The organism is Cellulomonas sp. Marseille-Q8402 (assembly GCF_965119525.1).
Map to the genome: position 1 here is coordinate 1,587,635 of NZ_CBCPLX010000001.1, position 17,304 is coordinate 1,604,938.

Sequence of the window (17,304 nt, forward strand, 5' to 3'; positions counted from 1 at the left end):
GCGGCGCGGCGCGCGCGGGCGGCGGGCGGGCGGCGCGGGCGGGTCAGTCGGACTCGGCGACGACCATCGCCGAGGCGATGCCGGCGTCGTGGCTCAGGGAGAGGTGGAACCGGACCACGCCGAGCTCGGCCGCGCGGGCCGCGACGGTGCCGATCACCTCGACCTGCGGCGGCCGGCCGGGGACGCGGTGCACGGTGGCGTCCTGCCAGGACATGCCGCCGGGCGCGCCGAGGGCCTTGGCGATCGCCTCCTTCGCCGCGAACCGCGCCGCCAGCGAGTTCGGCGCCAGGTCCCGCTCCTGCGGCGTGAACAGCCGGTGACGCAGCGCGGGCACGCGCTCGACGGTGGCCATGAAGCGCGCGACGTCGACGACGTCGATCCCCACGCCGACGATCACGCGCGGTCCTGCTCGACGACCAGGTGGCGCCACTGGCCCCACTTCCGGTCGAGGGCCGCGCCGAGGTCGACGTCGAACCGCTCCGCGAGCAGCAGCAGGTGCGCGAGCACGTCGGCCATCTCGGCGTGCAGCGCCTCCTGCCCGTCGGCGACGGCGCGGCGCGAGCGGCCCGACGCGGCCAGGTACGCCTGCGTCAGCTCGCCCACCTCCTCGCCGAGCTTGAGCACCAGCCAGTCGTCCGTGCGCTCGATGCCGTGCAGGCGGGCGTACGCCCGCGAGATCGCCTCGACGTCCGCCTGCGCGGCGCGCAGCTCCACTACTCGACCGTGACGGACTTGGCCAGGTTGCGCGGCTGGTCGACGTCGAGACCGCGCGCGGTCGCGAGCTCGCCGGCGAAGATCTGCAGCGGCACCACGGTCAGCAGCGGGGCGAGCAGCGTCGGGCTCTGCGGGACGTAGAACACCTCGTCCGCGTACGCGCGCACCGCCTCGTCGCCGTCCTCCGCGATCACCAGGGTGCGGGCGCCGCGGGCCCGGATCTCCTGGATGTTGGAGACGACCTTCGAGTGCAGCGAGTCGCGGCCGCGCGGGCTGGGCACGATGACGAACACCGGCTGCCCGGGCTCGATCAGCGCGATCGGGCCGTGCTTGAGCTCGCCCGCGGCGAAGCCCTCGGCGTGGATGTAGGCCAGCTCCTTGAGCTTGAGCGCGCCCTCCATCGCCACCGGGAACCCGACGTGCCGGCCGAGGAACAGCACGGAGGACGTGTCGGCCATCCAGCGGGCGATCTCCCGGACGCGGCCCGAGCGGTCGAGCACCTCCTGGATCTTGGCCGGCATGGCCCGCAGGTCCTCGTAGATCTCGGCGATCTCGTCCGCGAACTTGTTGCCGCGCAGCTGGGCCAGGTAGAGCCCGAGCAGGTAGGCGGCGGTGATCTGCGCGAGGAACGCCTTGGTGGAGGCGACGGCGACCTCGGGCCCCGCGTGCGTGTAGAGCACGGCGTCGGACTCGCGCGGGATGGTCGAGCCGTGGGTGTTGCAGATGGCCAGCACCTTGGCCCCCTGCTCACGGGCGTGCCGGATGGCCATCAGCGTGTCCATCGTCTCGCCGGACTGCGAGATGGCGACGACCAGGGTGCGCTCGGTGAGGATCGGGTCGCGGTACCGGAACTCGTGGGCGAGCTCGACCTCGACGGGGATCCGGCACCAGTGCTCGACGGCGTACTTGGCGACGTGCCCGGCGTAGGCCGCGGTGCCGCAGGCGATCACGATGATCTTGTCGACCGAGCGGAGCACGGACTCGTCGATCTTCAGGTCGTCGAGGACCAGCCGGCCGTGCGTGTCCGTGCGCCCGAGCAGGGTGTCCTGCACGGCCTGCGGCTGGTCGGCGATCTCCTTGTCCATGAAGGAGCGGAAGCCGCCCTTCTCGGCGGCGGCGGCGTCCCAGTCGATCGTGAACTCGCGGCCCTGCGCCGGGTTGCCGTCGAAGTCGGTGACCTCGACGGAGCGCGGCGTGATGACGACGACCTGGTCCTGCGCGAGCTCGAGGGCCCGCTTGGTCTCGGCGATGAACGCCGCGACGTCGGACCCGAGGTAGTTGGCGCCCTCGCCCAGGCCGACGACGAGCGGGGAGTCGTGCCGCGCGCCGACCACGGTGTCCGGGTGGTCGGCGTGCACGGCGAGCAGGGTGAACGTGCCGTGCAGGCGGCGCACGACGACCCGCATCGCCTCGGCCAGGTCCTTGACCTCGGCGTAGGCGCGCTGCAGCAGGTGGGCGACGACCTCGGTGTCGGTCTCGGAGAGCAGGACGGCGCCGTCGGCGAGCAGCTCCTCCTTGAGGACCGCGAAGTTCTCGACGATGCCGTTGTGGATCACGGCGATGTCGCCGGCGACGTGCGGGTGCGCGTTCACGTCGGTGGGGCCGCCGTGCGTGGCCCACCGGGTGTGCCCGATGCCCGCGGTGGCGCCCGGCAGCGGCTCCGCGTCGAGCAGGCCGACCAGGTTGGCGAGCTTGCCGGCCTTCTTGGCGGTCGCGAGGCCGCCGGCCCCGGTCACCAGGGCGACGCCGGCCGAGTCGTAGCCGCGGTACTCCAGGCGGCGCAGGCCCTCCAGCACGACCCCCAGCGGACGCTCGTCCGGCTGATGGTCACCGACATACCCGACGATTCCACACATGGGCGCGAGTCTAGCCGCGGCGGGCCGCGCATCCGCCGGTCACCGCTCGGGCACCGGCCGGCGGGCGCGGGCGGCCGGATCAGGCATGATCGTCGGGTGCGCGCCACTGACGCCCCCGTGCAGCCCTCGCCCTACGTGGAGCTCGACCGCGATGCCTGGGTCCGGCTCTCGGAGTCGACCCCGCTGCCCCTCACCGACGAGGACGTGACCCGGCTCCGCGGCCTGGGCGACCCGATCGACCTGGCCGAGGTGGACGCGATCTACCGCCCGCTGTCGCGTCTGCTCGACCTGTACGTGACCGCGACCCGGCGGCTGCACGCCGCGTCGTCGACGTTCCTGCGCGAGGACACCCCGCGGACGCCGTTCGTGATCGGGGTGGCCGGCTCGGTGGCCGTCGGGAAGTCGACCACGGCCCGGCTGCTGCGCGAGCTGATGGCCCGCTGGCCGGCCACGCCGAACGTCGCGCTGATGACGACGGACGGGTTCCTGCACCCGAACGCCGAGCTCGAGCGGCGTGGCCTGATGGACCGCAAGGGCTTCCCCGAGTCGTACGACCGCCGGGCGCTGCTGCAGTTCGTGTCCCGGGTCAAGGCCGGGCACGCCGAGGTCCGCGCACCGGTGTACGACCACGTCACCTACGACATCGTGCCCGGCGCCGAGGTCGTGGTGCGCCGCCCGGACGTGCTGATCGTCGAGGGCCTGAACGTGCTCCAGCCCGCGCCCTCGGCCGCGGGCACGTCGGGCACGTCCAACCTGGCCGTCAGCGACTTCTTCGACTTCTCGATCTACGTCGACGCCCGCACCCAGGACGTGCGGCAGTGGTACGTCGACCGGTTCCTGTCGCTGCGGTCGACGGCGTTCGCCCGGCCGGAGTCGTACTTCCACCGGTACGCCGCGCTCAGCGACGAGGAGGCCGTGGCCCGCGCGGAGAGCATCTGGGACGCCATCAACGCGCCGAACCTGGTCCGCAACGTCCTGCCGACCCGCAGCCGCGCGACGCTCGTGCTGACCAAGGGCAGCGACCACTCGGTGCGCCGCGCGCGCCTGCGCAAGCTGTAGCCGGACCGGAGCGCCCTGGGTGCCGCGAGCACCCGGGGTGCCCACGGCGCCCCGGCCGTCAGGGCGTGGGCGCCGCCGTGCTCCGCGCGTCGACGAGCTCGACCGGGTAGTGCTCGACGTCCACCGCGTCCAGCGCGTCGAGGCCCTCCGCCACCTCCGCCGGGAGCACGCCGCAGCCGCCGCCCGGCAGCGCGGCCCGGACCGCCGCCCCCAGCGCGTCGACCAGCCAGAGGTCGGAACGCGGCACGCCCGTCCCGCACGCGGCGGCCGTCGTCTCCGCCGCCGGGACGACCGAGGTCGTCAGGGCGTCGACGAGCGGCGCGACGTCGCCCTCGAGGCGGGTCGCCGTGACCGCGGCCCAGCGCCCCGAGGCGTCGGTGAGCGTCTCGCCCGTCGTGCAGAGCACCGCGGACACGGGGCTGAACCCGTCGGGCACCTCCCCCGCGTCGGGCGCGTCGGGGTGCGGGGTGCCGCTCGCGGACGTCCCGGGGGTGAACCCGAGCGCGCCGAGCACCTGGGGCGCGAGGCAGTCGGCCCCGGACCGGACGGCCGTGCGGGCCGCGCCGGCACGGGCCTGCGCGTCGGCGACGCCGTCGTCGCCGCCCGAGCAGGCGGCGAGCAGGCCGGGCAGCGCCGCCAGCGCGGCGACGCCGGCGAGCACGCGCCGGCCGGCCGGTGCGGGGCGCGGGGGCACCGCGCGGGTCGCACGGGGGATGCGGGGGGTGCGGGTCGCGGGCGCGCCGGGGTGCGGTGCCACCATGTCGCCACCCTCCGTCGCCCTCGCTGCCCGTGGACGGAAGCACGGGCGTGTGCCCGGCCTCCGCCGTCGGGGGCGACTTCGTCGTGGCCCGCACCGAGCGTAGGCACGGCTCCGGCCCGGATCCGGCGGTGAGACCGGATCGTTAGCGGGCGGGCCCGGATCGTTGCCGGGACGTGACCCGACCCTGAGCCGGGACGGGTGCGCGGGGCGGGGTGACGCCCGGCGTGCCGGCCGCCGCGACGGCTGCCACCCCGTGGGCCGGCGTCGTCGTCGGCACCGCGGCACCGGGCTCAGCGGGCTCGACCGGGTGCGCGGGCGGGGTGACCACGACCGCGGGGGTCCGGAACAGACCGGTCCAGCGGCGCAGGACCCAGTCGATGCCGATCCCCACGAGCGTGCCGACCACCACGCCTGCGACGACCGCGATCACGGGGTGGTCCGCCAGCCAGATGCCCGCGCCCGCGCCGACCAGCGTCCCGTAGGCCGCCCACGTCACGGCGGCCAGCCCGGTGAGGCCCACGAACCGGCGGCGCGGGTAGCCGAGGGCTCCGGCGGTCATGTTGACCGCGACGCGCCCGATGGGGATGTACCGGGCGGCGAGGATGAACGACGAGCCGCGGTTCGCGAGCGCGTGCTCGGCCCAGGCGAGCGTCCGGGCGCCCCGCGGGCCGCGGAACAGCCGCAGCCGGTGCACGTCGACCCGCGAGCCGATGAGGTAGGCGATCTGGTCGCCGGCGAACGCGCCCACCGCGCCGGCGAGCGCGACCAGGAAGATGTTCGGCGAGCCCTGCGCGACGGACAGCGAAGCGAGCGCGATCACCACGGACTCGCTGGGCACGGGCGGGAAGAACCCGTCGACCAGGGCGAACAGCGTCAGCGCCGGGTAGACCCAGAGCGACTCGGCCAGCATCGGGACCCAGTCCTCGACGGCGCTGATCCAGTCCTGCAGCACGTTCATCAGCTCCTGGGTCGTGGTGCGGTTCACCCGCGGACGACGTCCACGCTAGGGCGGCGCCTCGCGCCAGGACATCGGGGAGTCCCCCGAGCCGCCCCTGGTCCTCCCCCCATCCTCACGGCCGCCGCCGGGCCGCGGCATCGGCCCTCGGACCGACATCGGCCTGCCGCGGGTCCCCCCTCCGGCGGACCCGGGCTCCAGTGCACCACGCAGCACCGACACCGGTCACGGGGTTTCGGTGACGGGTCGGTGAACCCTGGGCAGGGGTGGTGCGCGCGCCGTGGCGGAGCGGTGGGCTCAGCCCTCGAGCGGGAAGCCGAGCGCGGCCGCGGCCTCGGCCGGCCGGGGCTCGCTCGCCCAGTGCGCGCCGATCTCGTCGGTCGCCGACAGCGAGCGCGGGTGCGCGCGGTCCAGGTACAGCGTGCCGCCCAGGTGGTCGGTCTCGTGCTGCACGATGCGCGCCGGCCAGCCCTGCACGACCTCGTCCAGCGGGGTGCCGGACTCGTCGGACCCGGTCAGCCGGAGGCGCCGCAGCCGGGGCACGACCGCCTGGTAGCCGACGACGCTGAGGCAGCCCTCGTAGAACGCGACCTGCTCGGGCTCCTCGCCCGGCACCGCCTCGTACCGCGGGTTGACCAGGACCCGGAACGGCAGGGCGGGACGCTCGCGCACCCGCCCGGTCTCCGTCTCCCCCGCGCCGGGGTCGGCGAGGACCGCGAGGGCCAGCGGCAGCCCGATCTGCGGCGCGGCGAGCCCGACGCCCGGAGCGGCGTGCATGGTGCGGCGCATCAGGGCGATCAGCGCGGCGAGCTCGTCGTCGGCGACCTGCCCGTCGAACGGCACGGCGCGCGTCCGCAGCACGGGGTGCCCGGCCTGCACGATCGGCACGACGCCGGCCGGGTCCTGCGCGCCGGCGTCCAGCAGCCGGAGCACGTGCTCCCGCAGGACGGCGGCGGGGACGCGGGCCTCGGGCACCTGCGGGGCGGCGCTGGTCACCGGCTCAGAGCGCCAGGCGGTCGCGCACGACGTCGGCGAGCTGCGCCGCCACGCGGTCGGCGTCGTCCTGCGTCGCGGCCTCGACCATGACGCGGACCAGGGGCTCGGTGCCCGAGGAGCGCAGCAGCACCCGGCCGGTGGACCCGAGCGCGGCCTGCGCGGCGCCCACGGCGGCGGACACGTGCTCGTCGGTCCCGGCACGGCCCTTGTCCACGCCCGGCACGTTGACCAGGGTCTGCGGCAGCCGGCGCACGACGCCCGCGAGCTCGCTCAGCTTCTGGCCGGTGGCCGCGACGCGCGACGCGAGCTGCAGCGCGGTGAGGGTGCCGTCACCGGTGGTGGCGTGGTCGGCGAGGATGACGTGGCCCGACTGCTCGCCGCCGAGGTTGTAGCCGTGCGCGCGCATCGCCTCGAGGACGTAGCGGTCGCCGACGCCGGTCTCGACGGTCCGGACGCCCGCGGCCTGCATCGCGAGGCGCAGGCCGAGGTTGCTCATCACGGTCACGACGAGGGTGTCGTGCGCGAGGATCCCGCGCTCGCGCAGGTCCAGCGCGAGGACGCCCATGATCTGGTCGCCGTCGACCAGCGCGCCGGTGTGGTCGACCGCGAGGCAGCGGTCGGCGTCGCCGTCGAAGGCCACGCCGAGGTCCGCGCCGGAGGCGACGACCGCCGCCTGGAGCTGCTCGGGGTGGGTGGAGCCGCACGCCTCGTTGATGTTGCGGCCGTCCGGCGACGCGTTGATGACGACGACGTCCGCGCCGGCCGCGCGGAGCGCCTCGGGGCCCACGCTGCTGGCCGCGCCGTTGGCGCAGTCGACCGCGACGCGCAGGCCGGTCAGGTCGTGCGCGAGGGTCGAGACGAGGTGCTGGACGTACTGCTCGCCGGCGCCGCCCGTGTCGGTGCGGATGCGGCCGACGGCGGCGCCGACCGGGCGCTCCCAGGGCTCGCGCAGGCGCTGCTCGATGGCGTCCTCGAGCTCGTCGTCGAGCTTGTGGCCGCCCCGGGCGAGGAACTTGATGCCGTTGTCCGGCATGGGGTTGTGCGACGCGGACAGCACGACGCCCAGGTCGACGTCCAGCGCACCCGTGAGGTGGGCGACGGCCGGCGTCGGCAGCACGCCGACGTTCAGCACGTCGACGCCCGCGCTCGCGAGGCCCGCCGCGACGGCGGCGGACAGGAACTCGCCGGAGGCCCGGGGGTCGCGGCCGACGACCGCGCGGGGCCGGTGGCCGACGAACTCGCCGCGCTGGCCGAGCACGTGCGCCGCGGCGACGGACAGGTCGAGCGCGAGCTCCGCCGTCACGTCCCGGTTGGCCACGCCCCGTACGCCGTCGGTGCCGAACAGTCGTCCCATCGAGGACCTCCTCGTCGTCGGCCGCAGGCGCGGCCCCCACATCGTGCCACCGTCGTCGGCGGCGCGTGCCTCACGACCGCCCGGGTCCGCCCGGGCAGCAGAACGGCCGACGGCCCCGGGGGCGGACCCCCGGGGCCGTCGGCCGTGTGCGCAGACCTGCAGGTCAGCGCTTGGAGTACTGCGGCGCCTTGCGGGCCTTCTTGAGACCGGCCTTCTTCCGCTCCACGACGCGCGGGTCGCGGGTCAGGAAGCCGGCCTTCTTGAGGGTCGCACGGTTGTGCTCCTCGTCGATCGCGTTCAGCGCGCGGGCGATGCCCAGGCGCAGCGCGCCGGCCTGGCCGGTCACGCCGCCGCCGTTGATGCGGGCGACGACGTCGAAGCGACCCTCGACGTCGACCAGCTTCAGCGGGGAGTTGACGATCTGCTGGTGCACCTTGTTCGGGAAGTAGTCCTCGAGGGTGCGGCCGTTGATCTTCCACTGGCCGGTGCCGGGCACCAGGCGCACGCGGGCGATCGCCTCCTTGCGGCGGCCCAGGGCCTGGCCGGGTGCGGTCAGGCTCTGGCCGCGGCCAGCGGGAGCGCTGGTCTCGGAGGTGTAGCTGCTGGGCGTCTCGCCGCCCTCAAGGTCGATGTCGACCGTGGTCTCGGCCACTGATGTGTCCTCGCGTCCTGTCTCGGTGTCCTCGCGGGCCTCAGCCCTGCGCGACCTGGGTGATCTCGAAGGGCTTCGGCTGCTGGGCGGCGTGCGGGTGCTCCGCACCGGCGTAGACCTTCAGCTTGGAGAGCTGCTGGCGGGCCAGGGAGGTCTTCGGGAGCATGCCGCGCACGGCCTTCTCGATCACACGCTCAGGGTGCTTCTCGATCAGGTCGGAGTACGCGGTCGCCCGCAGACCACCCGGGTAGCCCGAGTGGGTGTAGGCGAGCTTGGTCTCCCGCTTGTTGCCGGTCAGGGCGATCTTGTCCGCGTTGATGACGATGACGAAGTCACCGCCGTCGACGTGCGGAGCGAAGGTCGCCTTGTGCTTGCCGCGCAGCAGGGTCGCCACGTGAGTGGCCAGGCGGCCCAGGACGACGTCGGTCGCGTCGATGACGTACCAGGTCCGCTGGACGTCGCCGGGCTTCGGGGTGTACGTGCGCACGGTCGTTGCCTTCTCGTTGTCTCTGACTGTGTCCACGGCAATCCCGTAGAAGCCGGGGTCAGCCGATGAGTACCGTCCGTGCGTCGTGGCGTGGACCGGTGAATGGGAACGCACCGGTCGACACAGCTCGACGCACAACGACTCACCAGGGTAGCCGCCGCTCCGGGCCCGGTCAAAGCCGCTGGCCCACCGGCCGTGCGACGTCGGTCACGCGGCCCCGCTCAGCGCGCCCGCGCCACCCGGCCGGCGTCCCACACGGGCTCCGGCGTCTCCGCCACCGCGCCGTCCTCGCCGAACACGAGGAACCGGTCGAACCCGCGGGCGAACCACCGGTCGTGCGTCACGGCCAGCACCGTGCCCTCGAACGCCGCCAGCCCCGCCTCGAGCGCCTCCGCCGAGTGCAGGTCCAGGTTGTCGGTGGGCTCGTCCAGCAGCAGCAGCGTCGCGCCGCCCAGCTCGAGCAGCAGGATGTGGAACCGCGCCTGCTGGCCGCCGGACAGGGTCTCGTACCGCTGCTCGGCGGACGCGACCAGCTCGTACCGGTCCAGCGCCTTGCTCGCGGGCTCGCGGCCCATGCCGGGCCGGCGGCCCTCGCCGCGGTGCAGGATGTCCAGCAGCGTGCGGCCGGCGAACGCGGCGTCCTGGGCGTGCTGCCGGTTCTGCGCGAAGAACCCGGGCACCACGCGGGAGCCCAGGCGCGCCACGCCGGTGTGCCGCACCGGGGCCACCGGCAGGTCGCCGTCGGCCGGGGCCTGCTCGGGCTGGGGATCGGTGCCGCCCGCCGCGAGCAGCCGCAGGAAGTGCGACTTGCCGGACCCGTTCGACCCGAGCACCGCGACACGCTCGCCGAACCACACCTCGAGGTCGAACGGCCGCATCAGCCCGGTCAGCTCCAGGCCCTCCGCGACCACGGCGCGCTTGGCGGTGCGGCCCCCGCGCAGCCGGACCCGTACCTGCTGGTCGCGGGACACCTCCTCGGGCGGGCCGGCCTCCTCGAACTTGCGCAGGCGCGTCTGCGCCGCGGAGTACCGGGACGCGAGCCCGTCGTTGAACGCCGCCTTGGTCTTCAGGGTCTGGACCAGGGTGATCAGCTTCGCGTGCTCCTCGTCCCACCGGCGGGCCAGCTCGGCCAGCCGGTCGCGCCGCGCCTCGCGGGCCTCGGTGTACGTCGTGAAGGTGCCGCCGTGCACCCACACCGTCGCCCCCGCGCGCGCCGGCTCCAGCGTCGCGACGTGCGTCGGCACCCGCGACAGCAGCTCGCGGTCGTGGCTGACCAGCAGCACCGTCTTGGGGCTGGCCAGCAGCCGCTCCTCCAGCCACCGCTTGGTCGGCACGTCCAGGGCGTTGTCCGGCTCGTCCAGCAGCAGCACCTCCTGCGGCCCGCGCAGCAGCGCCTCCAGCACCAGCCGCTTCTGCTCGCCGCCGGACAGCGTCCGCACCGCCCGGTGCTGCGCGCGGTCGAACTCGACCGACAGCACCGCGTCGGTCACGCGGTCCCAGTCGGCCTCGACCTCGTAGCCGCCGACGTCCGCCCAGTCCGCGAGCGCCTGGGCGTACCGCATCTGGGACGGCTCGTCGTCGACCTCCATCATCCGCAGCTCGGCGGCCGTGAGCTCGGCGGCCGCCGCCCCGACCGCGCCGGTCGCGAGCGAGGCGAGCAGGTCGCGGACGGAGCGGTCGTCGTCGATCCGCCCGACGTCCTGCCGCATCACGCCCAGCCCGCCGGTGCGCACCACGGCGCCGTCGTGCGGCTGCTCGTCGCCCGCGACGATCCGCAGCAGGGTGGACTTGCCGGCGCCGTTCGGCCCGACCAGGGCGGTGCGCTGCCCCTCGCCGACCCGCAGGTCCACGCCGCCGAGCAGCGGCCGGCCGTCGGGGAGCACGTAGCGGACGTCGTGCACCTCGAGATGACCCATGCGCCGATCGTCCCAGGACCGGGGCCCGGTGCCCAATCCTTTGCCCGGCGGCGCCTGCGGTGGCAGCGGGCGGGGCGCGGTGCCAGGCTCGACGCATGAGCGAGGACACCCCTGCCACCAGCACCGACCCGGCCACCGGCACCGAGGGCGACGACAACCAGCTCCCCGGCGAGGACACCATGTCCGACCGGGGCGTCGACCCCCTGGACGAGGGCTTCACGCTGCCCGAGCGCCCGCGCCCCGCGGTCAGCCACTGGGGCGAGACCGCCTGGGAGGAGTCGCGCGGCGAGACCCTCGACCAGCGCGTCGCCCAGGAGGAGCCCGACGTGTGGGACGCCGACCCCGCGCCGGACGCCGGCCGCGAGCCCGACCGCGCCGGGCGCCTGACCGAGGACGACGACGCCGTCGAGGCCGGCGGCAACGACCAGTTCGCCGTGGACGCGGGGATCGACGGCGGCGCCGCGGGTGCCGAGGAGGCCGCCGTGCACATCGTCGACGAGCCCTGACGGACGGGCCCGCGCGGCGGTGCGAGGGCGGACGGCGGGCACGGGTGCGGGGGCACCGGCGCCCGCCGTCCGCGTGCCGGGCCGCCGTCCCGGTCGCGCCGTTCGCGGTCGCGCCGCTCCCGGTCGCGCCGCTCCCGGAAGGCCCGGTCAGCCGCGCTCGGCGCGCAGCGGGTGCGTCTCGACGTCGTCGGCCGACCGCGTCGCGCGCGTCCGCAGCTGGCGCGCGGCGAGCTCCTCGTCCGGCGGGTAGACGACCTCCTCCAAGGTGAGCCCGTGCGCGGCGACCACGGCGCCGCCCGGGTCCCGGCGGCCGCCCACGAGCAGCTCGGCGGGCCAGTCGACACCCCGGCGCCCCTCCCCCACCGCGAGGCTCGCGCCGACCAGGGCGCGCACCATGCTGTGGCAGAACGCGTCCGCCCGGACCGTCGCGACGACGAGCCCGGCGTCGGGGCCGTCGGCCGGCCGCTCCCACGTCAGCTCGTCGAGCGTGCGGATGGTGGTCGCCCCGGGCCGGGGCTTGCAGTACGCGGCGAAGTCGTGCCGGCCGAGCACGCGGGCCGCGCCCTCGTGCATCGCCGCCACGTCGAGCGGCCGGCGCGTCCAGAGCACGTGGTGCCGGCGCAGCGGGTCCCGCAGCGCGGGGTCGTCGCAGACCCGGTACACGTAGCGGCGCGCCACGGCGGAGAACCGGGCGTCGAACCCCTCCGGGGCGACGGCGACCCGGGTCGCGACGACGTCCGCGGGCAGCACGCCGCCCAGCCGGGTCAGCAGCGACTCCTCGGGCGTGCGGTCCGACCGGCCGGGGACCGCGGCCCACAGGTCGGCGGGGACGTCCAGGTGCAGCACCTGCCCGCGCGCGTGCACGCCCGCGTCCGTCCGGCCCGCGACCGTGACCCGCAGCGGCGGCTCCCCGCGGTACGTGGTGCGCAGCACCAGCGCGAGGCCGTCCTCGACGACGCCCTGCACCGTGCGCAGGCCCGGCTGGCGCGCCCAGCCCGCGAAGTCGGTGCCGTCGTACGCGAGGTCGACGCGGACGCGCACGGTCGGGCGGGGCTCGGGGGCGTCGGCTGGCTGGTGGCGCACCCACCGAGCGTACGGGCCGCCGGCTGCTCTACCCTCGACCGGTGCCCGTCCCCGAGTCGACCCCGTACACCCTCGCCGTCGACTGCGGCGGCGGCGGCATCAAGGCGTCCGTCCTCGACGCGTCGGGCACCCTGCACGCACCTGCCCTGCGGGTGCCCACCCCGTACCCGCTGCCCCCCGAGCGCCTCGTCGCCACGATCGCCGAGATCGCGGACCGGCTGCCGCCGTTCCAGCGCGCGACGGTCGGCATGCCCGGGATGATCCGGCACGGCGTCGTGGTCGCCACCCCGCACTACGTCACCCGCTCCGGCCCGCACACCCGGGTCGACCCGGAGCTCGTCACGGCGTGGTCGGGCTTCGACATCCGCGCCGCCCTGGAGCACCGGCTGGCCGTCAGCACGCTCGTGCTCAACGACGCCGAGGTGCACGGCGCCGGCGTCGTGTCCGGCACCGGCGTGGAGCTGGTGCTCACCCTCGGCACGGGGCTCGGCTCGGCGCTGTTCGACGGCGGCCGCGTCGCCCCGCACCTCGAGTGGTCGCACGCGCCCGTCCGCCGCAGCACCACCTACGACGAGTACATCGGGCAGATCCAGCGGGCGCGGCTCGGCGACGCGCTGTGGTCCCGGCGCGTGCGGCAGGTCGTCGAGGGGCTGCGTCCCGTCGTGCTGTGGGACCGGCTCTACCTGGGCGGCGGCAACGCGCGGCAGATCACCCCGCAGGTGCTCGCCCGGCTCGGGGACGACGTCGTCGTGGTGCCCAACCAGGCCGGGATCGTCGGTGGCGTGCGGGCCTGGCAGCTCGGCGCGGCCTAGCCGTGCCGCTCCGCTGACCCGGCGCGCACGTCGACCGGCTCCAGCGCGTCGACGGCGGCCAGCAGCGCGCGGGTGAAGCCCACCGGCGCGGCCAGGGACACCAGGTGCGTCGCCCCGGGGACGATCACGAGCCGGCCGTCCCGGCACGCCCGCAGGAACCGGCGCTCCTCGCCGCGGAAGTGGTCGTAGCGGCCGTTCACCAGCCAGACGGGCGCCTCGACCCGCGCCAGGTCGGCGACCGGCTCCGCCGCGCGCATCGCCCGCAGCACGTCGCCGGTGACGTCCAGCGCGAACCCGCCGGCCGCCGCGTCCTGCGCGCCGTCGGCCGGGAGCACCCGGTCGACCAGCTGCTGGTTCAGCCCCGCGCCCGCGTCCGGCAGCCGCGCGATCCCCCGGGCCAGGAGGGCCCAGCCGTCGACGAGCACCGCGAGCGGCCGGGTCGAGCACGACGCCGCGACCAGGCCCGCCACCTGCTCGGGATGCCGGGCGGCGTGCGCGATCGCGGTGTACCCCCCGAGCGACAGGCCCACCACGAGCGCCCGGCCGCCGAGCTCCGTGACCCCGTCCGCGACCGCCTGCACCGCCCCGTCCAGCGTGAAGCGCTCCGCGGCCCGCTCGCCGTGCCCCGGCAGGTCGACGGCCAGGGCCGGGCTGCCGTACGCGTCGAGCGCCTCGAGCTGCGCGCGCCACATCGTCCGGGACGTCCGCAGCCCGTGCACGAGCACCACGGGGACGGTCATGCCGTCGACGGTACCCACGAGCGGCGGTCGCGCGCCGGGGGAACGACGCCACCGGGCACGCGAGAGGGCCCGGGCCGCGAGCGTGTGCTCGCGGGCCCGGGCCCTCGCGGTGCTGCCGGTGGATCAGGCCTTGTCGGCCGTGTCCGTGGTGTCGGCGGCCTCGGCCTCGGGGGCGTCGGTCGCGGTCTCCTCGGTCGACTCCTCGGCCGGGGTCTCCTCGACCGTGTCGGCCGGGGTCTCCTCGGACTTCGGCGCAGCCTTCGCCGCGGCCTTGGTGGCCTCGCGGACGACGGCCTGCTTCGGGGAGACGGGCTCCAGCACGAGCTCGATCACGGCCATCGGCGCGTTGTCGCCCTTGCGGGGGCCGATCTTCGTGATGCGGGTGTAGCCACCCTCGCGCTCGGCCATCTGCGGGGCGATCTCCACGAACAGCTCGTGGACGACCGACTTGTCGCGGACGACGGTCAGGACGCGGCGGCGGGCGTGCAGGTCACCGCGCTTGGCGAAGGTGATGAGGCGCTCGGCGAGCGGACGCAGGCGCTTGGCCTTCGTCTCGGTCGTCGTGATCCGCTTGTGCTCGAACAGCGCCGTGGCCAGGTTGGCCAGGATCAGCCGCTCGTGCGCCGGGCCGCCACCGAGCCGGGGACCCTTGGTGGGCGTAGGCATGGTCTTTACTCCTTGGTTCCAGTGATGGGCGTGCGGGACGCGTCAGCGCCCCGCCTCCCCGGCGTCAGTACTGCTCGTCCTCGGTGAAGTCGCCCTCGTCGCCGTCGTAGTACGCGGCGGCGGTGGGGTCGAAGTCGAGCGGGCTGTCCTTGAGGGACAGGTTCAGCTCCGACAGCTTCTCCTTGACCTCGGTGATCGACTTCGCACCGAAGTTGCGGATGTCGAGCAGGTCGGCCTCGGAACGCGCCACGAGCTCGCCCACCGTGTGGATGCCCTCGCGCTTGAGGCAGTTGTACGACCGGATGGTCAGCTGCAGGTCCTCGATCGGCAGCGCCAGGTCCGCGGCCAGCGCCGCGTCCGTCGGCGACGGGCCGATCTCGATGCCCTCGGCCTCGACGTTCAGCTCGCGGGCCAGGCCGAAGAGCTCGACCAGGGTCTTGCCCGCCGAGGCGAGCGCGTCACGCGGGCTGATGGCCGGCTTGGTCTCGACGTCGACGATGAGCTTGTCGAAGTCGGTCCGCTGCTCGACACGCGTCGCCTCGACCTTGTAGGTCACCTTGAGGACCGGCGAGTAGATGGAGTCGACGGGGATGCGACCGATCTCGGCCTCGTACGACTTGTTCTGGTTGGCCGACACGTAGCCACGGCCGCGCTCGACGGTCAGCTCGATCTCGAGCTTGCCCTTCTCGTTCAGCGTGGCGAGGTGCAGGTCCGTGTTGTGGACCTCCACGCCGGCCGGCGGGACGATGTCCGCCGCGGTCACGTCACCCGCACCCTGCTTGCGCAGGTACATCACGACCGGCTCGTCGTTCTCCGAGGAGACGACGAGGTTCTTGATGTTGAGGATGATCTCGGTGACGTCCTCCTTGACGCCCGGCACCGTGCTGAACTCGTGCAGCACGCCGTCGATCCGGATGCTCGTCACGGCCGCGCCCGGGATGGACGACAGCAGGGTCCGGCGCAGGGAGTTGCCGAGCGTGTAGCCGAAGCCGGGCTCGAGCGGCTCGATGGAGAACCGCGAGCGGTACTCCGAGATGACCTCTTCGGTCAGGGTGGGGCGCTGTGCGATGAGCACTTCGGGGTTCCTCTCAGCGTGCGTCCGCCATATGACGCAGCGCAGGTACTCGCTGGCCGCCTCGGGTCTCGGTCCACCCGGACGACCGGCCGGCACCGCCGCGGGCAGGGGATCGCTCCCCCGCCCGCGGCGGCCCGGCTACTTCGGTGTCAGACGCGACGGCGCTTCGGCGGACGGCAGCCGTTGTGGGCCTGCGGCGTCACGTCCTGGATCGAGCCGACCTCGAGGCCGGCCGCGGTCAGGGAGCGGATCGCGGTCTCACGACCGGAACCCGGGCCCTTGACGAAGACGTCGACCTTCTTCATGCCGTGCTCGGCGGCCTTGCGCGCGGCGGCCTCCGCGGCCATGCCCGCGGCGTAGGGCGTCGACTTGCGCGAGCCCTTGAAGCCCACGTCGCCGCCGGACGCCCAGGAGATCACGGCGCCGCTCGGGTCGGTGATCGAGATGATCGTGTTGTTGAACGTGCTCTTGATGTGCGCCTGGCCGTGGGAGACGTTCTTCTTCTCCTTGCGGCGCGGCTTGCGCACGGAACTACGGGTCTTCGGAGGCATCTGCTCGTTCTCTCTCGCTGCTCAGTGAGGTCGGGAGTCCGTCGCGGCGCGGGCGCTGGGCGCCCGGCGTGCCGCGGACGGGCTACTTCCGGCCGGCCTTCTTCTTGCCGGCGACGGTGCGCTTCGGGCCCTTGCGGGTACGCGCGTTGGTCTTCGTGCGCTGACCGCGCACGGGGAGCCCGCGGCGGTGACGCAGACCCTCGTAGCTGCCGATCTCGACCTTGCGGCGGATGTCCGCGGCGACCTCACGGCGCAGGTCACCCTCGAGCTTGAAGTTGCCCTCGAGGTAGTCACGCAGGGTGACGAGCTGGGCGTCGTCCAGGTCCTTGACCCGGACGTCCGGGCTGATGCCGGTCGCGGCCAGGGTCTCCTGGGCGCGGGTCCGGCCGACCCCGTAGATGTAGGTGAGCGCGATCTCGAGCCGCTTCTCGCGGGGGAGGTCGACGCCGACAAGACGTGCCATGTGCCTTCCGGCTCCTTGGACTTCGGTTCGGAGGTCTGCCGCACCGTCCTCCCGCCTGCTGGCGGGCCCTGGCCTCCGAGCCAGGGGTTCACCGGCGGCGTCCGCCTCGAGGGCGGGCGCGGTGCCGGTTCGGCGATGCGCTGGTGGCCGCCCCTGGGATCAGGGTGCGGCCGGGGTGCTGCTGCTCGATCCGTGCCGAGCGGCAGGGCGTGTCAGCCCTGGCGCTGCTTGTGGCGCAGGTTCTCGCAGATCACCTGGACGCGACCGTGCCGGCGGATCACCTTGCACTTGTCGCAGATCTTCTTGACGCTGGGCTTGACCTTCATGGCCTGTTCCTCCGCCGCCGATGCGCTCGTCCCCCGCTCGGGAGCGGGAGGCGCGAGCCGACGGCGATGCTCGTTCGGTCGATTTACTTGTAGCGGTAGACGATGCGCCCGCGGGACAGGTCGTACGGGCTCAGCTCGACCACCACCCGGTCCTCAGGGAGGATCCGGATGTAGTGCTGACGCATCTTGCCCGAGATGTGGGCGAGCACCTTGTGGCCGTTGGTCAGCTCCACGCGGAACATCGCGTTCGGCAGAGCCTCGACCACGCTGCCCTCGATCTCGATGACACCGTCCTTCTTCGCCATGTCCTCCGCTAACTCTTGTCCTGAACTT

General features: G+C 74.5%; 21 protein-coding genes. 3 read left to right on the forward strand and 18 right to left on the reverse strand.

Annotation, left to right across the window (positions count from 1 at the left end):
- Window positions 1–43: 43 nt before the first annotated feature.
- Genes ACWPWW_RS07220 through glmS form a run of 3 tightly spaced genes read right to left on the reverse strand, consistent with a single transcriptional unit; the run spans window position 44 to window position 2,570 of the window.
- Window positions 44–397 (reverse strand): holo-ACP synthase, encoded by a 354-nt coding sequence (locus ACWPWW_RS07220; RefSeq protein WP_454049656.1) that lies wholly within the window; start codon window positions 395–397, stop codon window positions 44–46.
- Window positions 394–714 (reverse strand): pyrophosphatase, encoded by a 321-nt coding sequence (locus tag ACWPWW_RS07225; RefSeq protein ID WP_454049657.1) that lies wholly within the window; start codon window positions 712–714, stop codon window positions 394–396. The genes ACWPWW_RS07220 and ACWPWW_RS07225 overlap by 4 nt, the downstream gene beginning before the upstream one ends.
- Window positions 714–2,570 carry a glutamine--fructose-6-phosphate transaminase (isomerizing) gene (gene glmS, locus ACWPWW_RS07230; RefSeq protein ID WP_454049658.1) on the reverse strand — a complete coding sequence of 619 codons (1,857 nt, stop codon included), beginning with the start codon at window positions 2,568–2,570 and terminating at the stop codon, window positions 714–716. Before glmS ends, ACWPWW_RS07225 begins: the two co-directional genes overlap by 1 nt.
- A 96-nt stretch (window positions 2,571–2,666) precedes the next feature.
- Here glmS and coaA point away from each other — a divergent pair, with 96 nt between their 5' ends.
- Entirely contained in the window at window positions 2,667–3,629 is a 963-nt protein-coding gene (gene coaA / locus ACWPWW_RS07235) for a type I pantothenate kinase (RefSeq protein ID WP_454049659.1), read from the forward strand.
- A gap of 58 nt (window positions 3,630–3,687) precedes the next feature.
- Here the strand turns inward: coaA and ACWPWW_RS07240 are convergent, their stop codons facing one another.
- The 7 genes from ACWPWW_RS07240 to ACWPWW_RS07270 form a co-directional block, all read right to left on the reverse strand.
- Complete coding sequence (locus tag ACWPWW_RS07240) at window positions 3,688–4,389, reverse strand: hypothetical protein (protein WP_454049660.1); 702 nt, start codon at window positions 4,387–4,389, stop codon at window positions 3,688–3,690.
- Window positions 4,390–4,531: 142 nt separating this feature from the next.
- The gene (locus ACWPWW_RS07245; RefSeq protein ID WP_454049661.1) at window positions 4,532–5,374 is read right to left on the reverse strand and encodes a DedA family protein; all 843 of its coding nucleotides are present in this window, start codon (window positions 5,372–5,374) and stop codon (window positions 4,532–4,534) included.
- Between the two features lie 267 nt (window positions 5,375–5,641).
- On the reverse strand, window positions 5,642–6,340 hold the full coding sequence (locus ACWPWW_RS07250) for a peptide deformylase (protein WP_454049662.1): 699 nt from the start codon (window positions 6,338–6,340) through the stop codon (window positions 5,642–5,644).
- 4 nt (window positions 6,341–6,344) lie between these two features.
- Window positions 6,345–7,694: a phosphoglucosamine mutase gene (gene glmM / locus ACWPWW_RS07255; RefSeq protein WP_454049663.1), complete on the reverse strand. Its 1,350-nt coding sequence runs from the start codon at window positions 7,692–7,694 to the stop codon at window positions 6,345–6,347.
- A gap of 163 nt (window positions 7,695–7,857) precedes the next feature.
- On the reverse strand, window positions 7,858–8,346 hold the full coding sequence (gene rpsI / locus ACWPWW_RS07260) for a 30S ribosomal protein S9 (protein ID WP_454049664.1): 489 nt from the start codon (window positions 8,344–8,346) through the stop codon (window positions 7,858–7,860).
- A gap of 40 nt (window positions 8,347–8,386) precedes the next feature.
- The gene (gene rplM / locus ACWPWW_RS07265; protein ID WP_454050415.1) at window positions 8,387–8,833 is read right to left on the reverse strand and encodes a 50S ribosomal protein L13; all 447 of its coding nucleotides are present in this window, start codon (window positions 8,831–8,833) and stop codon (window positions 8,387–8,389) included.
- 221 nt (window positions 8,834–9,054) lie between these two features.
- Entirely contained in the window at window positions 9,055–10,749 is a 1,695-nt protein-coding gene (locus tag ACWPWW_RS07270; protein WP_454049665.1) for an ABC-F family ATP-binding cassette domain-containing protein, read from the reverse strand.
- 95 nt (window positions 10,750–10,844) lie between these two features.
- Here ACWPWW_RS07270 and ACWPWW_RS07275 point away from each other — a divergent pair, with 95 nt between their 5' ends.
- Entirely contained in the window at window positions 10,845–11,255 is a 411-nt protein-coding gene (locus tag ACWPWW_RS07275; protein ID WP_454049666.1) for a DUF5709 domain-containing protein, read from the forward strand.
- Between the two features lie 147 nt (window positions 11,256–11,402).
- Here the strand turns inward: ACWPWW_RS07275 and ACWPWW_RS07280 are convergent, their stop codons facing one another.
- Entirely contained in the window at window positions 11,403–12,338 is a 936-nt protein-coding gene (locus ACWPWW_RS07280) for a tRNA pseudouridine synthase A (RefSeq protein WP_454049667.1), read from the reverse strand.
- Between the two features lie 41 nt (window positions 12,339–12,379).
- Between ACWPWW_RS07280 and ACWPWW_RS07285 the strand changes: the two genes are divergently transcribed.
- A complete protein-coding gene (locus ACWPWW_RS07285) occupies window positions 12,380–13,150 on the forward strand; it encodes an ROK family protein (RefSeq protein WP_454049668.1) in 771 nt (256 codons plus the stop codon).
- On the opposite strand, the gene ACWPWW_RS07290 is transcribed toward ACWPWW_RS07285, so the two are convergent.
- The 7 genes from ACWPWW_RS07290 to infA form a co-directional block, all read right to left on the reverse strand.
- Window positions 13,147–13,890 carry an alpha/beta fold hydrolase gene (locus ACWPWW_RS07290; RefSeq protein ID WP_454049669.1) on the reverse strand — a complete coding sequence of 248 codons (744 nt, stop codon included), beginning with the start codon at window positions 13,888–13,890 and terminating at the stop codon, window positions 13,147–13,149. The two genes, ACWPWW_RS07285 and ACWPWW_RS07290, sit on opposite strands and share 4 nt — an antisense overlap.
- Window positions 13,891–14,013: 123 nt before the next feature.
- A complete protein-coding gene (gene rplQ / locus ACWPWW_RS07295; RefSeq protein ID WP_454049670.1) occupies window positions 14,014–14,556 on the reverse strand; it encodes a 50S ribosomal protein L17 in 543 nt (180 codons plus the stop codon).
- A 64-nt stretch (window positions 14,557–14,620) separates the two neighbouring features.
- On the reverse strand, window positions 14,621–15,631 hold the full coding sequence (locus ACWPWW_RS07300) for a DNA-directed RNA polymerase subunit alpha (protein WP_454049671.1): 1,011 nt from the start codon (window positions 15,629–15,631) through the stop codon (window positions 14,621–14,623).
- 149 nt (window positions 15,632–15,780) lie between these two features.
- Window positions 15,781–16,182, reverse strand: coding sequence for a 30S ribosomal protein S11 (rpsK, locus tag ACWPWW_RS07305; protein ID WP_147794341.1), 402 nt, complete (start codon window positions 16,180–16,182; stop codon window positions 15,781–15,783).
- Window positions 16,183–16,264: 82 nt separating this feature from the next.
- Complete coding sequence (gene rpsM / locus ACWPWW_RS07310; RefSeq protein ID WP_454049672.1) at window positions 16,265–16,645, reverse strand: 30S ribosomal protein S13; 381 nt, start codon at window positions 16,643–16,645, stop codon at window positions 16,265–16,267.
- Between the two features lie 212 nt (window positions 16,646–16,857).
- Window positions 16,858–16,971, reverse strand: coding sequence for a 50S ribosomal protein L36 (gene rpmJ, locus ACWPWW_RS07315; RefSeq protein ID WP_013117849.1), 114 nt, complete (start codon window positions 16,969–16,971; stop codon window positions 16,858–16,860).
- Between the two features lie 83 nt (window positions 16,972–17,054).
- A complete protein-coding gene (gene infA, locus ACWPWW_RS07320) occupies window positions 17,055–17,276 on the reverse strand; it encodes a translation initiation factor IF-1 (protein WP_013770189.1) in 222 nt (73 codons plus the stop codon).
- Window positions 17,277–17,304: the final 28 nt, after the last annotated feature.

What these genes read in the sequence shown, in the direction of transcription:
- rpsM (WP_454049672.1), bottom strand. Translation starts at nt 16,645, where the DNA reads ATGGCACGTCTTGTCGGCGTCGACCTCCCCCGCGAGAAGCGGCTCGAG.
- rpsK (WP_147794341.1), bottom strand. Translation starts at nt 16,182, where the DNA reads ATGCCTCCGAAGACCCGTAGTTCCGTGCGCAAGCCGCGCCGCAAGGAG.
- rpmJ (WP_013117849.1), bottom strand. Translation starts at nt 16,971, where the DNA reads ATGAAGGTCAAGCCCAGCGTCAAGAAGATCTGCGACAAGTGCAAGGTG.
- ACWPWW_RS07240 (WP_454049660.1), bottom strand. Translation starts at nt 4,389, where the DNA reads ATGGTGGCACCGCACCCCGGCGCGCCCGCGACCCGCACCCCCCGCATC.
- ACWPWW_RS07275 (WP_454049666.1), top strand. Translation starts at nt 10,845, where the DNA reads ATGAGCGAGGACACCCCTGCCACCAGCACCGACCCGGCCACCGGCACC.
- ACWPWW_RS07290 (WP_454049669.1), bottom strand. Translation starts at nt 13,890, where the DNA reads ATGACCGTCCCCGTGGTGCTCGTGCACGGGCTGCGGACGTCCCGGACG.
- glmS (WP_454049658.1), bottom strand. Translation starts at nt 2,570, where the DNA reads ATGTGTGGAATCGTCGGGTATGTCGGTGACCATCAGCCGGACGAGCGT.
- rplQ (WP_454049670.1), bottom strand. Translation starts at nt 14,556, where the DNA reads ATGCCTACGCCCACCAAGGGTCCCCGGCTCGGTGGCGGCCCGGCGCAC.
- ACWPWW_RS07270 (WP_454049665.1), bottom strand. Translation starts at nt 10,749, where the DNA reads ATGGGTCATCTCGAGGTGCACGACGTCCGCTACGTGCTCCCCGACGGC.
- glmM (WP_454049663.1), bottom strand. Translation starts at nt 7,694, where the DNA reads ATGGGACGACTGTTCGGCACCGACGGCGTACGGGGCGTGGCCAACCGG.
- infA (WP_013770189.1), bottom strand. Translation starts at nt 17,276, where the DNA reads ATGGCGAAGAAGGACGGTGTCATCGAGATCGAGGGCAGCGTGGTCGAG.